This window comes from Dialister sp., from assembly GCF_047832375.1.
In the GTDB taxonomy this organism is placed as follows: domain Bacteria; phylum Bacillota; class Negativicutes; order Veillonellales; family Dialisteraceae; genus Dialister.
Map to the genome: position 1 here is coordinate 1,829,112 of NZ_CP181256.1, position 15,889 is coordinate 1,845,000.

The following is a 15,889-nucleotide window of genomic DNA, read 5'->3' on the forward strand; positions in this document are numbered from 1 at the left end:
GTGCCCATTCGGATATATGGGGCTAAGGGTTGTGGGTGAACATCGCTGCGCTCGTTCACCGGGTTGCAGGCGCTGACGCGCCGGGGGCATAAGGTTCATCAGGCCGCTGCGGCGGCCCGGTCTACCTTATGCCCCCGCTTCGACGAGCGAAGCGATGTTGAAGCCACAACCCGGTTGGCATGCGCAGCGATGCCAACCCACAACCCTTACGAACCATTCACTCCTTTTGGTCCTCTCCCCCTCCACCCAATATGATATAATGAAATAAATGAATATACCCTTGATTCAGAAAGGAGAAATCTATGAATAGAGAAGAACGAATCCGGGCTGCCCTGGCTTCCAAAGAAGTGGACCATGTGCCGGTAGCCGCTTGGATGCACCTGTCCCAGTTCGACCAGGATCCCATTTCCCTGGCGGAAGCGGAAGTGGCATTTACCGAAAAATATGATTTCGATTTCATCAAAATGATGCCCTTTGGCCTGTACAGCACCCAGGACTTCGGAAACCAGATTACCATTTACTGTGACCCCTACAAGGAGCCCATTGTAAAGAACTTTGCCATCCACAGTCCCGCTGACTACAATACCATCCGTGCCATTCCAGCCATTCAGGGCACCTACGGCAAACAGGTAGAATTTGCACGGGAACTGGTGAAGCGCAGGAAACCGGGGACCCCGGTGATCCAGACCATTTTCAGCCCCTTCTCTACGCTGAAAAAAATGGCCGGTGACCGGCTTCTCATGGATATGATCAATTACCCCGACGCTGTCCACCATGCCCTGGCAGCTATCACTGCCACTACCCTGGACTTTGTCAGTGCCAATATTGATGCCGGCGTAGACGGCTTCTTCTTTGCCACCCAGAACGCCACCCATTCCATGATGAATCTCCAGGAATTTGAAGAATTCGGTGAATTCTACGACCTCCAGGTCATCCGGTCCTACGCCAAAAAGACCTGGTTCAATGCTGCCCATATCCACGGGGAAGATATCTATTTCAATGAAGTGGCATCCTACCCGGTGAACTGCATCAACTGGCACGACCGCCACACCTGGCCATCCCTGAAAGAAGCCCGGCAGATTACGGACAAATGCCTGCTGGCCGGTATCAAGTCTGCGCCCTACTTCGTGAATGGGGTCCTGAAATACGACGATATCATCCTTGATGGTACGCCGGAAGAAATCACGGCCCACGTCAAAGACGCCATCAGCCAGGTCGACGGCAAAGGTCTCATCCTTGGTCCCGGATGCGTAGTAAATCCGAAGGCGCCGGAAGAAAACCTCATGGCCCTGCGGAAGGCGGTAGAGCTGTGATAACAGATGACAGCCCATGCGGATGAATGGGGCTAAGGGTGGTGGGTGAACATCGCTACGCTCGTTCACCAGATGGTGTGCGCTTCGCGCCGGGGGCATAAGGGTAATCAGCCGCCTTTGGCGGCGTTATATAAGGTCTCCCTTCCTTTTAAGCGAAGCTCCCCAACCTGCTGGACGAGCGCAGCGATGTCCAGCCACAACCCGGTCGGACCAGCGAAGCGGCGTCCGACCCACAACCCTTATGAACCATTCACTCGCCATGGCACTACTCTCCACCATCTTTCAGCCAATAAAAATCACCATAGCTACCATCGTAACTATGGTGATTTTTTATTAGCTACTGTCCAAAAATAGTATGTCCAAAGTGGAAAGGAAATTTTCAAAATTGCGGCGCTCTATGAATTGTGCGCCGCCACAATCCCCTCAGCCACTTTAGTCACCTTGCCGAAGGCATTATCCCTCAGCCACTATGGCAGTACAGTATTCAATGACAGTGAACCTTCCCATTCCACTATTCATCAAGCCTCGACAGCTTCCGGTGTCGTTGGATCTTCGATTTTCCCTTTCAGATCATGGTCGGTCATAGCGCATACAGCGGAGTCGGACCACACATTTTCTGCGGTTTCAATCATATCGATGATGGTGTAAATCGGAAGAATGACACCCATAATACCGATAGGAGCACCGATGCCGCTCATGAGGGACAGGGTCAGGAAATAGCATCCCATGGGGACACCGGCATTACCGATGGCGGCAAGGACTGCTACAAAGAGCCAGGTAATCATGGTCGGCATGGGCAGGTCATAGCCCGCATTCTGCATGACGAAGAGAGACGTAACAAGAATGAAAGCAGCGCAGCCATTCATATTGATGGTGGTGCAGATAGGAAGAACAAAGCGGGAAACTGCCGGATTAGCCTTCATATTATGTTCTGCAGAAGCCAGGGTAACCGGCAGGGTGCCGGCAGAACTCTTTGTGAAAAGAGCCACCGCAATGGCAGGAGACATTTTCTTGAATACTGTAATTGGATTCAATCCCCGAGCCAGCAGGAAAAGCGGAATCACGATAAAGAACTGGATTACGTTGCTTCCGATAATGACGGCGGTATACTTGCCAAGGGCCCCTACGATGACGCCGGCTTCGATCTGGGCAGAGAGCTGGGCTGCAAAAGCAAGAATGCCCACAGGAAGGATAAAGAGAAGTGCTTTAATCAGGGTAAAGAGCAGTTCCTGGAATCCAAGGATCCCCTTCATCAGGATTTCCCTGTTCTCTGTCTTCGGCATAAAGGCAAGGCCCAGGCCAAAGGAAGCAGCAATGAGCATCACTGCCAGCACATTGCCCGACAGGAATGGCTGGAGCATGTTATTCGGAATAACACTCAAAATATGGTCATAGTAGGTCAGATTTCCCAGTTTCTGGGGTACATTGGCTGCACCGGCGCCAACGATATCTGCCGGAAGATTGCCCGGTGCAATCCACAGGAACATGGCCAGGCCGATACCGGCAGCGCAGATGGTGGTCAAAAGGGTATAGGTCACGGCATGGGCAAAAATCCGTCCCGTTTCCTTACGTCCCCCCAGCTGGGCCAAGGTCGTAATAACGGCCAGTGCAATGGTGGGCACCGCAATAAACTGGAACAGACGGGTAAATACGGTGGCAATAAAAGTAAATAATTCATTAAGCGGCTTAATACCAAGCCATCCAAGAGCAGCCCCTACCACAAGGGCCAGCATCCACAGCACAAACTGCCTTCCCTGTTTCTTCGCCTTATTGGCTTCCAGGGCTTTGTGGGCAGCCTGTTCGACTTCCCCATTTTTCTTCATACACATTCCTCCTTTTGGAATACATGAAATAAAACCAAGGAACCATTTCCGGAGAGGAATCGGAAATAAAAAAACTCCCGCCCCAATGGGACGAGAGACTCGTGATTACCACCCAGATTCGCATGAATGTCACCATCCATACCTCATCAGGTTTCCTTCCTTGTAGAAACCATTCTTCTGTAACGGGAATTCCCGGAAAAGCATACTCCATTCCGCTTTCCATGCTCAGAAATGCACTTCAGACTTCCTATCCATATCCGCTCCCACCGTCCGGACTCGCTTGTCTGTCATCAGAAGGCCTACTCTTTTTCTTCATCGCCTTTAATGTGACTACTATAGCATGAGATATAATTTCTGTCAAGGATAATTCATTTTTCTACAAAAGTTTATGAACCACAAGTGATATTGTCTCAAGTAACCACAAATGAAAATGTCCCAGTCATGGTATAATCTCATCACAATCTTAACGCAAGTGATGGGAGGAATTTTTATCAGAAAGGTTGAATTAACGATGGACGAGCAGTTCAAATATGAAACAATCAAATCTCTTGTTGCTCATCCAGATGGCAACAAGCTTGCAGCAGCAGTCCGGCTGGGGTGCACTGTCCGCACCGTGAACCGGTTAATCCTGCGCTATCGTCAGGAAGGTAAAGCAGCATTTGTCCACGGGAACAGGGGTAGACAACCCGTAACAACACTTCCAGCCTCACTCAGAGAAAAAATTGTGGCTCTTTACCAGAATGAGTACTATGGCGCCAATTTTACCCACTTTACCGAACTTCTGGACAGACATGAGAATATCCATGTCTCTGTTTCCTCTGTAGCCTCCATTCTTGAGGCAGCCTTTATTCTCTCTCCTAAGGCTACACGGGCCAAAAGAAAACGGATCAGGAGGAAATTGGAAGCAATGAAAAGCAACACGAAATCCAGAAAAAAGCAGATGGAAATACAAGTCAATCTTGTGGCTGCTGAAGATGCCCACAGCCGGCGTCCACGGCATGCTTACTTTGGGGAACAGCTGCAGGGTGATGCCACTCCATATGAATGGGTCCCCGGGAAGATCTGGCATCTCCACCTCTTCATTGATGATGCTACTGGCATCGTGACTGGCGGCTATTTTGACACCCAGGAGACCCTGAACGGCTATTACCATGTCCTCTGGCAGACTCTCAAAGATTACGGAATCCCTGTGGAAATCTTCACGGATAAACGCACTGTGTTCATTTACAAACAAAAAGGATCCCCGTCCATCGACGAGGATACCTATACGCAGTTCGGTTACGCTTGCAGGCAACTGGGGATACACCTTGAGTCAAGCAGCGTACCACAGGCCAAAGGCCGGGTTGAGCGGCTCAATGAGACGCTGCAGTCGCGCCTGCCGATTGAGCTGAGACAGGCAGGCATCACGACTATTGCAGACGCCAATGAATTCCTCAAGTCCTACCTAAAAGAATTCAATGCGAAGTTTGCACTTCCCCCCAATAGTACCAAATCAGCTTTTGTGACGCAACCGTCAGATGAGAGGATCAACCTGATACTGGCTGTACTTACAGGCCGTACGGTAGACAGAGGCCACTGCATCCGTTTCCAGCGTCAGTACTATCGTATGCTTGATTCAGAAGGCCATCAGGTGCATTATGCCAGCGGAACCAAAGTACTAGTCATACGGGCTTTCAACGGCGAACTCTACTGCAGTGTTAACGATACCAGTATCTACGCGCTGGAAGCCATCCCTTTGCGCCAGAAGAAATCTCCTGAGCTTGATGCTGACTATACCAAACCAAAGCCTCAGAAACACTGGATTCCACCGATGAGTCACCCATGGAAGCAGGCATCTTTCCGTCATTACGTCCTTACAAGACCGCATCATTCCAGACAAGATCCAGAAGAACTTGCATCGCGTAACATATTTTAGTAACATACTGGCCTAACCACTCAAAATAGCCCCACTATTGCGGGGCTATTAAATGACAATTCTCGGGACATTTTCAAAAATGCTTGACAGGATAATTCATTTTTCTACAAAAGTTTTCTATCTGGGGAATCCGGCCTGCCATTACTGCAGCTCCGATTCGGAAAGACATGAAGCATGCATTGTAAGTTCCTCTATTTTTATTGTGAAAAGAAAATACTAACAGTATAACAATAAAAAGTCCTTGCAAAATTTTTTCATATAAGGCATAATAGACTACGTCAACCGAATATGGGCGATTAGCTCAGCTGGGAGAGCGTCTGCCTTACAAGCAGAATGTCAGCAGTTCGATCCTGTTATCGCCCACCACAAAAGAGATGCCTTGTGACTTGCTCCATGACATCTTTTTTTGTGCGCTTTCCGTGATCGTCATTTTACATTTAACCTCCTGCATCCGCGACTCACGACAATTTGTGCGTCGCTTCGCTCCCCCAAATTGTGTTCGCTGCGGAACCAGTTCGATTCTGTTATCGCCCACCAAAAGAAAACGTCATGAGTGTATTCTCATGACGTTTTTATTTCTTATGCACCTATAGGGCTATGGGCTCCAATCAGGGCGGTGACTGCGTCAAGGCTCTGTCCTGCGAACAAGGCTATAGCTTCGCCAGAACTCAAGAAAAGATATTGATTAATTGAGATTTGAGTGAAGGATTGAGGTCTTGCCACTTCGTGGCTACCCCTCCACCCAAGGGGAAAGTGACTCACTGGATGCTCAGTCGCTTTCGTTCCTTGCGATCCAGTTCGCTGCGCACCGCAAGCGGTCCCCCTCCCCTCTAAAGAGGGGAGGTAAAATCAATTATTTCCCTCTCAGCCACATTAGCACCGTCAAAGACACTGCTTGGGTCTGCCACCGCAGGTTCTGTTACACCAGATCTGCCAGTTCAAGAATCAGGTTCCGGCTCTTTTCCCATCCCAGGCAGGGATCCGTAATAGATTTACCATAAACACCGTCTCCGATTTTCTGGTTTCCATCTTCGATATAGCTTTCAATCATGAGGCCCTTCACCATGTGACGGATATCTTCGGAATATCGGCGGCTAGCCATGACGTCCTTGGCAATACGAATCTGCTCTATATATTTTTTACCGGAATTATTGTGGTTGCAGTCCACTACAATGGCCGGATTCTTCAGGTTTCTTTCGCCATACATATCCGCCACTTTCCGAATATTTTCATAATGGTAATTCGGCATGCTGGTACCGAAGTGGTTCACGTAGCCCCGAAGGATGGCGTGGGCTAGAGGATTTCCTGTGGTATGGACTTCCCATCCATGGAAGAGGAAGTCCTGCTCGCTCTGGGCGGCTTCGATGGAATTCATCATGACAGACAGGTCACCGGATGTGGGGTTTTTCATCCCTACCGGGATGCCGGCGCCGCTGGCAATCATACGATGCAGCTGGTCTTCCACGGAACGGGCACCAATGGCACCATAAGAAAGAAGATCAGAGAGATATCTGTGATTTTCCGGATATAGGATCTCTTCGGCACAGGTGAAGCCGGTCTGTTCAATGACATGGACATGCATGCGGCGGATAGCCTTGATTCCTTCCATCATATTTTCCTTACCCTCCGGGTCCGGCTGATGGAGCATTCCTTTGTATCCTTTGCCGATAGTCCGGGGTTTATTGGTATATACCCGGGGAATAATGAAAATCCGGTCCTTCACTTCGTCCGCCACTTTAGCAAGACGGGTGCAGTAATCCACCACTGCAGGTTCATTATCTGCTGAGCAGGGACCGATAATCAGAAGGAGCCTGTTATCTTTACCGGTCATAATATTTTCAATTTCCCGGTCCCTTTCTGCTTTCAATTTCTGAAATTCCGGTTTCAGCGGAATTTCCTGTTTAATTTCCATAGGTTCCGGAAGTTTCCGGATAAACTGCATCTGTTCCATAGTGTCACCTTTTATATTTACAAAGTCAGAAGATATGCATAAAAACTGGATGTGCCTGTTCATCGGCTGCGACGCTATATAATTTCTGTGCCGCCACATTCATTCCTAATTCCTCATTCCTGATTTTTCTTCCCCTCATCAATCCGTTCAATTTTGAATACATTGATTGTTTCTACATCAGGGCAGCAGAAGATGGCTGTCCCCTTTTCCTGTCCGGGCTGGGGAATTTCCCCACCGTAGCGGAGAATATCAATATAAGGGAATGCCACATGCATCACCATGGGGCAAATCTGACCCCGGTCTTTGTCAAAATCCCAGGAATCTCCCGGCCTGTGTCCCCGATGGCAGGGGCAGGGTCCTTTCCTCTCAATACAGGTAATTCTTATTTTGGGTCTTCTTGGCATCAGTCAAGCACCTCCAGACATGCTTCTACGGGAATTCCCCGGAATGCATCCTGGGAATCCTCGCTCATAACAATCATTTTTCTGACAGCAATCATGGCTTTATCCACTGCATCCATCATGGTCATACCATTCATGACGGCACCCATGAAAATAGCGGAAAAAATATCACCGGTTCCCGGGAATCGGACAGGTATCATGTCAAAGGTGCGAAGGAAAAATTTCTCTCGGTCCCTGTCAAATCCGGCCACCGCATCTTTACCATCTACCCGGGCACTGGTAATGGCTACGGAGCCCCCACTCATGCGATGAAGTTTCCCCAAAAGGTTCTTCATAGCCACCCAGGAGAGGCCCTCTGTCACATAGTTTTCACCGGTTAAAAGGACAGCTTCCGTATAGTTAGGCACCATGTAGTCCGCCTGGGCAATGAGCTTTCTCATGCCCTCCACGGTCCGCTCGGTCAGTCCGTTATAGAGATGCCCCTCATCGCCCATAATGGGGTCCACGAAAATCTTCGTTCCCTTTTCCCTTTCCCGACTGCAGTAATTGGCAATCATGGATGCCTGTGTCGGAGAAACGATAAACCCCGTCGAAATGGCATCAAATGAAAATCCCAGGGACCTCCATACACCGATGGTATTTCTCATATATTCCGTGGTATCAAGGATTTCAAACCGCCCATAATCCAGTGTATTCGATACCAAGGCCGTAGGAAGATTGTAAATATGATGGCCCATGTGAGTCAGGACCGGCATCATTGCTGCCAGTGCCACCTTACCATAACCGGGAAGATCATTGATCAGCAGTAACTCTTTCCCCATAGTTCTCCCCCTCTCTCCGAAATTTGGTGTTTCTATTTTAACATATCTTTGAAAGGAAAATGTAAAAGAATATAATGGAAGGAATGGTTGGGCTGCGCCGGGCTATGACTGCGTCAAGGCGCCGCCTGCGGCACGGCTGTGGCCTGCAGGCCCGGGGCTATGACCTCAGGTCAGGGCTATGACTGCGTCAGGGCACTGACTACGGAACGACTAAGTCTTCCGCCTAAGCTCAAGGAAGAATTATATATTTCGCGGCGCTGCATAATTTGATGCGCCGCACCTTCCCCTCAGTCACCTGGCCACCTTGTCGAAGGCATTACCTCTCAGCCACTTTCCGCAATCAGCGAACCACATAGTTCCATACCAAAAGGAAGTATATCTATGCATATCTTCATTAAAGATAATATTGACCTCTACAAAATCATACACAGCGGCCAATGCTTTCGGGCTGTAGAAATAGAGAAAAACCTCTACCGATTTATCACCGATTCCCATGTACTATATATATCCCCCATACATGGCATAAAATATGATATTTCCTGCAGCCGATACCAGTGGAATCATGTATGGAAGGCCTACTTTGATCTGTCCTTTAACTACAGCCAATTGGAAGAATCCCTGCAGGCAGATAACTCCTATCTTTCCAAAGCTGCAGAGTACAGCAGAGGCATTCGCATACTAAGGCAGGATCCTTGGGAAACGCTTGTTACTTTCATTATTTCCCAGAGAAAATCAATTCCCGCCATCCAAAGCTCCGTTGAAAAACTTTGCCGCCGCTGCGGTAAGAAAATTGAAACCGGCAGAGAAACTCTTTTTACATTTCCATCCCCCAAGGCCCTGTCCCGCCTGTCTCCAGAAGACCTCAAAGTCTGTTCCCTGGGGTACCGGGCCCCCTATATCCATGAAACGGCAGTGATCATACAAAAAAGGCCACATCTATTAAAAGACATGGCCTCCATGGACGACAACACACTTCTTGCAAATCTCATGGAACTTCCAGGGGTAGGCATAAAAGTAGCCAGCTGCACAGCCCTTTTCGGCTTCCACCGGACAGCTCTGGCACCGGTAGATGTCTGGATCCAACGGGTTATCGACCGCTGCTATGGCGGCACAAACCCTTTCCCCGGATACGGGAAAACCGCAGGCATTCTCCAGCAATACCTCTTTTACTACGCCCAAAGCACAAAAATGAAGGATACTCAATGAAGCGGTACCCTCTTTGTTATAATTTTAATCCCGCTTTTTTCAACGCTTTAAAGGTATAATCCAAAATATTGTACAGAGTCTCGCTGTCTTCAGCGATGAGATTTTTAGCGTCCACCTTCTTCATATCCTGGTAATAGAAACGAAGTTTCTCCGCCAGTTCACCGGAAGAAAGAAACGGTTTACCGGATTCTTCGTTGGAAGACTGTTTCTTCTCTTTCTCTTTCAGCGATTCCAATTCCGACTGAAGCTGAAAATTTTCTTCCTGGAGCCGTTCATTATCTTCCTTCAGTGATTCCAGCGTCAGTTGGAGCCCATCATTGGTATCCCTTTCCTGGGACAGGTTCAGCTGCAGACTTTCTACAGTCCCCTTCAAAACCTGGATCATATCTTTCGCTGCTCTAAAACCCTCTTTATCCAATTCATTTCCGCTCATCCTGATTCCTCCTATTCTGAAAAACGAAGGACCTGTTTTTCTTTATTGTAACACAGAAGGGAACCAGCAGTATCAGAAATTCTGCTTATTATCACAATCTGGTGCAAGGTTGCTGAGTGGTAATGTCCGTTGGGCAAAGTGGCTGAAGGGGGACGGGCTTCGCCCGGGAAAAAGGTGCGGCGCAAGAAATCCGGAAGCGCCTCAAATACATACCCGGCCCAGGGCAATCCCATCAGCTGCTCTCCGTCTGATTTGAAACCACTGATGGTCAGCCTCTCACTTACCCGAGGAAGGGCACGGACCTGCTGCAGTCTTACCACATTTTTGAACTCTTCCCCCCCATTCATCATCTCGAGCGGTGGTAAGCGCCGTAATGATGTAATACTAAAAAAGAATGTGAGGGAGAGCCACAAGATTTCTAAGGAATTGTGCACAAACAATATTTACATTTTAATTGATTAAAAGTGTAAAAAATGCTATGCTGATGCCAAGGAGGAAATCAGCATGGTTAAAGAAGTCCCTGTAGATAAAATCAATAAGATGCTTCCACTGCTTAACGAGGCGCAGAAACGAGTATATCTGGCCTCTGAAGCCGAAGCACTCGGCCACGGTGGAATTACTGCTATCAGCAAAGCCACTGGCGTATCCCGGGTAACCATAACGAATGGCATAAAAGATCTGAATTCTGAACATCCCTATTTATCTCAAGATGCACCTTCCCCTCGTATCCGAAGGGAAGGCGGCGGTCGTAAGCCCATAGAGGTTACTCAGCCGGGAATTATAGAAGCACTTGAAAGCCTTATGGAAAATTCCACTTTTGGAGATCCCCAAGGACCTTTGCGTTGGACGACAAAGAGCCTGCGTAACCTCGAAGCGGAAATGAATGCCCGTGGTTATAAGATTAAATATCGTAAAATCGGATACCTCTTGAAAGATATGGGTTACAGCCTCCAAATCAATCAAAAAATGAACCAGGTTGGAAGTCAGCACCCAGACAGGGACGCACAGTTCCGGCACATCAACGAAACTGCTGAAGAATACATGGAAAACGGGTTTCCTGTTATTTCCATAGACTGTAAGAAAAAGGAAAACATTGGAAATTTCAAAAATAGCGGAGCCGAATATGCCAAAAAAGGAAATCCGGTAAACGTTCTTGACCATGACTTTCCTCTTCCTGACAAGGGAAAAGCTGCTCCTTACGGCGTTTACGATATTGCAGCCAATGAAGGGTTTGTGAATGTGGGAGTAAGCTCAGATACTGCGCAGTTCGCAGTGAATTCGATCCGCTCCTGGTGGGATGAGATGGGTAAACCACGATATCCTGAAGCAACCCGTCTGTTAATTACGGCAGATGGTGGTGGAAGCAATGGAAGCCATAGCCGGCTTTGGAAATTTGAGCTGCAAAAATTTGCTGATGAAAGTGGCCTTGAAATCGAAGTCTGCCACTTCCCGCCCGGAACATCCAAATGGAATAAAATAGAGCATCGACTATTCAGCCAAATTCCAAAGAACTGGCGAGGCCGTCCTTTGGAAACGCTTGAAATTATCGTTAATCTGATCGCTTCAACAACTACCGATAATGGGCTTGTGGTTCGGTGTAAAGCGGATACCGCAGTCTACCCTAAAGGCACTAAAGTTTCTGACAAGGAATTTGCTGGCATTAATCTGCTAAGAAATGAATTTCATCCTGATTGGAATTATGTCATCAGGCCATCATATGAATAGCTTAATAATGCACAGATCCTAAGATAAATGCTTCTAGTAATCTTACAACGCTAAGCACAGTTAAAAAGCCCTGTATTCCCGAAAGCAAGAAAGATTTCGGGGCTCATCGCAGCTATAGCAATTTTTACCTGTACAATCATTTTGCATACTACCCCCAATGGGAAACGTGTCACTGGATTCTTAGTCGCCTGCGGCTCCCTGCAACACGGCTATCAGCGACTCACAATATTTGTGCGTCGCTAACGCTCCTTCAAATCATGTTCGCTAGTGCAACTCATGTTCGCTGCTGTGACTCCAATTCCCTTGCCACCGCTGGAAATGACGTCATGGGGGAAGTTTTCGCTTGCGAATCCATTAATAAGTTATCATATAATTAAACTATCATTAGCACAAACATGATTGAAACAAGACGATAGCCATCAAGGCATAGCCCGGGCCGCAGGCCCCACTCAGGACCCATCTATAGCATTTCTTCTATATCTGTATTATACTAATCCCCAGGTGATAAAAATGCATTTCATTTGGAAACTGATAAAGACTCTCTGCCTGCTGGCCCTGATCATTGTATTAGCCGCCGGGCTCTATGCAGGAAACATGGCCTATGAAGAACTGTTTACTGCCCCCTGGGACCGGATTCTGGGAATTGAAAACCATCGTAAGGACCTCACCGCCATCCACAGTATGGAAGACCGGTACGGCTGGCACCGGGTCACCGTACCCTCAAAGGACGGAACCAATCTCAGGGGTACCTATATTGAAGACCGGAATGGGAGTAAAAAAGCGGTCATACTGCTTCACGGTCTGTACCAGAACCGTTCCATGTGCCTTCCCTATGTGACCATGTACCGGAATTTGGGATACAATGTACTCCTCGTGGACCTCCGGGGCCATGGGGAAAGCGATGGTATCATGACGGACTGGGGTATCCATGATGTGGACGATATGAACGCCTGGGTGGACTTCCTCCGTTCCAAAAATCGGGACATGGAAATTGGACTTCACGGTTTCTCCCTGGGCGCTGCCATGGCATTGATTTACAGCGGCAGCAAAGAGGGGCAGGACATGAAATTTTATGTAGCCGACAGCTCCTATGGAAATCTTCTGGAACTGGGCCGTGAAAAAATCATGACCTACACCGGCGATGAGCGGCTGGTGCTGGGGATGAATATCCTGAACCCCTTCATGCAGGCAGCCATGTTCTATCACACCGGGAAACTTCTCTCCGCCGTGGACCCCATTGTCCGGGTAACCCATATGACGTCCCCGGTCCTCTTTCTCCATGGCGGCGCTGACCAGCTCATCCCACCATCCACGGCTGAAGAACTCCTCGCCGCCTCCAGCAGCCAGAATAAGCAGCTCTACATCTTCCAGGGCGCCGGCCACACCATGGAGATGGCTGCCAATAGCGAGGCCTATCGGGGTACGGTGCAGAAGTTCCTGCTGGGTTTGCCGCACTAGTGTGTCATTCCAATCACATTTGGGATCATGATTAATGTAGTCGAAAGAGGAATTACTACTGTTGCATACCAATTTTAAATTTTTAAATATTGCAGACTCTGAATCTAACTCGGTCGGCCAAGCCCTAAGTGGAAGGCGTTTTAATGGGCAGAAACGGCGCCAACTTGGGCCCGGCTTAGAGGTTCTATGCAGGACCTCTATCGGGCATGCGATAAAAGGAAGGTGCTTTAATGTGCAGTAAATGAACCAATTTACGCATGCCTTACGTATCCTCTGCAGGACACGCACCTTTTGAGCAGTGACACGTTTCCTCCGGCGGTAAGCACCGTAATGAAGTAATACATAAAAATAAAATATGAGGTAGACCCCCAAAATCTCCCAGATATATGCCTCTGGCGGTCTTACAACGCTAAGCAGGGTTAAAAATCCCTGTATTCCCCAGAAGCAAGAAAAATTTCAGGGCTCATCGTAGCTGTAGCGATTTTTACCTGTACAATCATTTTGCATGCTACCACTACTCGAAATGACGTTATTGGGGTAGTTTCCACTTGCGAAACTATTACTAAGTCATCATATAATTAAGCCATTATTAGCACAAATGTGATTGAGACAAGACACCAGTGCCAATGCATGATAGGGCCCAAGCGCACAAATGAAGCTAATGGTTGTAGGTCAGACGTTGCTACGCTGGTCCGACCGGGTTATGGCTTCGATAAAGCTGACGAATTATGCCAAAGCGGGGCATAAGGTTTAATAGCTGTCTTTTGCGGCAAATCTAACTTTGTGTCTCCGGTGCGAAACACCCACAACCCTGTTGGCGAGGGAAGCGTCGCCCGACCCACAACCCTTATACCCCATCCATATGATTGAACACCCCACCACCGCTGGCCCGGTCCTCCTCCCCTCTAAAGAGGGAAGGTTCACAATTCTGTGCACCGCTCCCCCCTCTGAGCCACCTCAGCCACCTCGTCCGCAGGGCGTTACCACTCAGCCACTTTTCACACACAGGGAAAAAACAACCTTACGGTTGAGCTTTTCGCTTAATCAGCAGCTTGTTCCTCCCAGCCATTCCAGCCAAAACCAAAACACTTGTATTCCCGAACACAAGAAAGATTTCTCCACTCCTCTAACCTTTAGCGATTTTTAACGTCACCATCAATACTCCGCTTACCACCGGTCGAAATGACGATCCCCGGCGTTCCAGACTTTTCCATATAAAAAGGCGGCGCTTCCCATCTGTGCGCCGCCACCTCCATTCCTCATTCCTAATTATCGCAGGTAAAGTAAAAAGCCCAACCTTACGGTTGAGCTTTCGCTTAATCAGCAGCTTCCTATCCTCCCAGGCCGCTTCCAGCCAAGTACTTTCGGCGTTTGTGAGCTTAACTACCGTGTTCGGCATGGGTACGGGTGTATCCTCACAGCTGTCGCCACTGAATCTCTGAGGGCCTGTTCCCTCAAAACTGCACAGAAGAAACTCCGAAGGCTTTCGCCACGGTCGCGCTTTCGTGAAATCTAAGTCAAGACCTCGACCTATTAGTACTGCGTCGCTCCATGCCTTGCGGCACTTCCACTCACAGCCTATCAACCTCATCGTCTTTAAGGGGTCTTACTCATTGCTGATGAGAAGTCTCATCTCGGGACGGGCTTCACGCTTAGATGCTTTCAGCGTTTATCCTTTCCGGATGCGGCTTTCCAGCCGTGCCACTGGCGTGACAACTGGTACACCGTTGATCCGTCCACTCCGGTCCTCTCGTACTAGGAGCAGCCTCCCTCAAACTTCTTGCGCCCGCGATGGATATGAACCAAACTGTCTCACGACGTTTTGAACCCAGCTCGCGTACCACTTTAATGGGCGAACAGCCCAACCCTTGGAACCTACTCCAGCTCCAGGATGTGATGAGCCGACATCGAGGTGCCAAACCTCCCCGTCGATATGAACTCTTGGGAGAGATTAGCCTGTTATCCCCAGGGTAGCTTTTATCCGTTGAGCGATGGCCTTTCCACTCAGAACCACCGGATCACTAAGCCCGACTTTCGTCTCTGCTCGACTTGTGGGTCTCGCAGTCAAGCTCCCTTCTGCCTTTGCACTCTTCGGCCGGTTTCTGTCCGGCCTGAGGGAACCTTTGGGCGCCTCCGTTACACTTTAGGAGGCGACCGCCCCAGTCAAACCGCCTGCCTGAGATGGTCCGCGAGGTCGTTACTCTCCGCGTTAGAATCTCAGCAACACAAGGGTGGTATCCCAACAACGGCTCGACAACATCCGAAGACATTGTTTCAAAGCCTCCCACCTATCCTGTGCATGTATCACCGGGATTCAATCTCAAGCTGCAGTGAAGCTCCATGGGGTCTTTCTGTCCAGTCGCGGGTAACCTGCATCTTCACAGGTATTTCAATTTCACCGGGCCCCTCGTTGAGACAGTGCCCAAATCATTACGCCTTTCATGCGGGTCGGAACTTACCCGACAAGGAATTTCGCTACCTTAGGACCGTTATAGTTACGGCCGCCGTTCACTGGGGCTTCAGTTCGAAGCTTCGCTTGCGCTGACCTCTCTCCTTAACCTTCCAGCACCGGGCAGGCGTCAGCACCTATACTTCAGCTTTCGCTTTCGCAGGCACCTGTGTTTTTGGTAAACAGTTGCTTGGGCCTCTTTTCTGCCACCCTTTTCTGTTCCGGGGGTTTCTCCCTTTCGCCTACTCAGGGTCATCCTTCTCCCGAAGTTACGGATGCAATTTGCCGAGTTCCTTAACGAGGGTTTTCCCGCGCACCTTAGGATTCTCTCCCCGCCTACCTGTGTCGGTTTACGGTACGGGCGGATAATCGCTCGCCAGGAGTTTTTCTTGGC

At 49.0% G+C, this 15,889-nt stretch carries 10 protein-coding genes, 1 tRNA gene, 2 rRNA genes and 1 other annotated feature (1 of these 14 running past the window's edge); of the genes, 6 read left to right on the top strand and 7 right to left on the bottom strand.

What is annotated here, in order from left to right:
• Positions 1-302: 302 nt before the first annotated feature.
• Positions 303-1,313 (top strand): uroporphyrinogen decarboxylase family protein, encoded by a 1,011-nt coding sequence (locus ACFWUL_RS07325; RefSeq protein WP_416176843.1) that lies wholly within the window; start codon positions 303-305, stop codon positions 1,311-1,313.
• A 518-nt stretch (positions 1,314-1,831) separates the two neighbouring features.
• On the opposite strand, the gene ACFWUL_RS07330 is transcribed toward ACFWUL_RS07325, so the two are convergent.
• A complete protein-coding gene (locus ACFWUL_RS07330; protein ID WP_297019188.1) occupies positions 1,832-3,136 on the bottom strand; it encodes a dicarboxylate/amino acid:cation symporter in 1,305 nt (434 codons plus the stop codon).
• An 83-nt stretch (positions 3,137-3,219) separates the two neighbouring features.
• Positions 3,220-3,461 (bottom strand) — a binding site (T-box leader).
• A gap of 99 nt (positions 3,462-3,560) precedes the next feature.
• On the opposite strand from ACFWUL_RS07330, the gene ACFWUL_RS07335 reads away from it, so the two are divergent.
• Together ACFWUL_RS07335 and ACFWUL_RS07340 are read left to right on the top strand one after the other, a co-directional pair.
• The gene (locus tag ACFWUL_RS07335; protein WP_416176844.1) at positions 3,561-5,051 is read left to right on the top strand and encodes an ISNCY family transposase; all 1,491 of its coding nucleotides are present in this window, start codon (positions 3,561-3,563) and stop codon (positions 5,049-5,051) included.
• Positions 5,052-5,341: 290 nt separating this feature from the next.
• Positions 5,342-5,417: transfer RNA gene (locus ACFWUL_RS07340), tRNA-Val, on the top strand.
• Positions 5,418-5,970: 553 nt separating this feature from the next.
• On the opposite strand, the gene ACFWUL_RS07345 is transcribed toward ACFWUL_RS07340, so the two are convergent.
• The 3 genes from ACFWUL_RS07345 to ACFWUL_RS07355 all read right to left on the bottom strand — a co-directional run bounded on the left by ACFWUL_RS07345 (position 5,971) and on the right by ACFWUL_RS07355 (position 8,224).
• Complete coding sequence (locus tag ACFWUL_RS07345) at positions 5,971-7,002, bottom strand: 3-deoxy-7-phosphoheptulonate synthase (protein ID WP_416176845.1); 1,032 nt, start codon at positions 7,000-7,002, stop codon at positions 5,971-5,973.
• A gap of 113 nt (positions 7,003-7,115) precedes the next feature.
• Entirely contained in the window at positions 7,116-7,406 is a 291-nt protein-coding gene (locus ACFWUL_RS07350) for a TIGR04076 family protein (protein ID WP_416176846.1), read from the bottom strand.
• On the bottom strand, positions 7,406-8,224 hold the full coding sequence (locus ACFWUL_RS07355; protein WP_416176847.1) for a PfkB family carbohydrate kinase: 819 nt from the start codon (positions 8,222-8,224) through the stop codon (positions 7,406-7,408). The genes ACFWUL_RS07350 and ACFWUL_RS07355 overlap by 1 nt, the downstream gene beginning before the upstream one ends.
• A gap of 381 nt (positions 8,225-8,605) precedes the next feature.
• Between ACFWUL_RS07355 and ACFWUL_RS07360 the strand changes: the two genes are divergently transcribed.
• Complete coding sequence (locus ACFWUL_RS07360; RefSeq protein WP_297023907.1) at positions 8,606-9,430, top strand: DNA glycosylase; 825 nt, start codon at positions 8,606-8,608, stop codon at positions 9,428-9,430.
• Between the two features lie 16 nt (positions 9,431-9,446).
• Here the strand turns inward: ACFWUL_RS07360 and ACFWUL_RS07365 are convergent, their stop codons facing one another.
• Positions 9,447-9,863 (bottom strand): hypothetical protein, encoded by a 417-nt coding sequence (locus ACFWUL_RS07365; protein ID WP_416176848.1) that lies wholly within the window; start codon positions 9,861-9,863, stop codon positions 9,447-9,449.
• Positions 9,864-10,367: 504 nt separating this feature from the next.
• Here ACFWUL_RS07365 and ACFWUL_RS07370 point away from each other — a divergent pair.
• Together ACFWUL_RS07370 and ACFWUL_RS07375 are read left to right on the top strand one after the other, a co-directional pair.
• Positions 10,368-11,588, top strand: a complete 1,221-nt coding sequence (locus ACFWUL_RS07370; protein WP_416176849.1) for an ISAzo13 family transposase — start codon at positions 10,368-10,370, stop codon at positions 11,586-11,588.
• 510 nt (positions 11,589-12,098) lie between these two features.
• Complete coding sequence (locus ACFWUL_RS07375) at positions 12,099-13,046, top strand: alpha/beta hydrolase (RefSeq protein ID WP_297023912.1); 948 nt, start codon at positions 12,099-12,101, stop codon at positions 13,044-13,046.
• 1,318 nt (positions 13,047-14,364) lie between these two features.
• Here ACFWUL_RS07375 and rrf read toward each other — a convergent pair.
• Both rrf and ACFWUL_RS07385 read right to left on the bottom strand, forming a co-directional pair.
• Positions 14,365-14,481 (bottom strand): 5S ribosomal RNA (gene rrf / locus ACFWUL_RS07380).
• A 78-nt stretch (positions 14,482-14,559) separates the two neighbouring features.
• Positions 14,560-15,889: ribosomal RNA gene (locus ACFWUL_RS07385) — 23S ribosomal RNA — on the bottom strand (it continues 1,597 nt past the right edge of the window).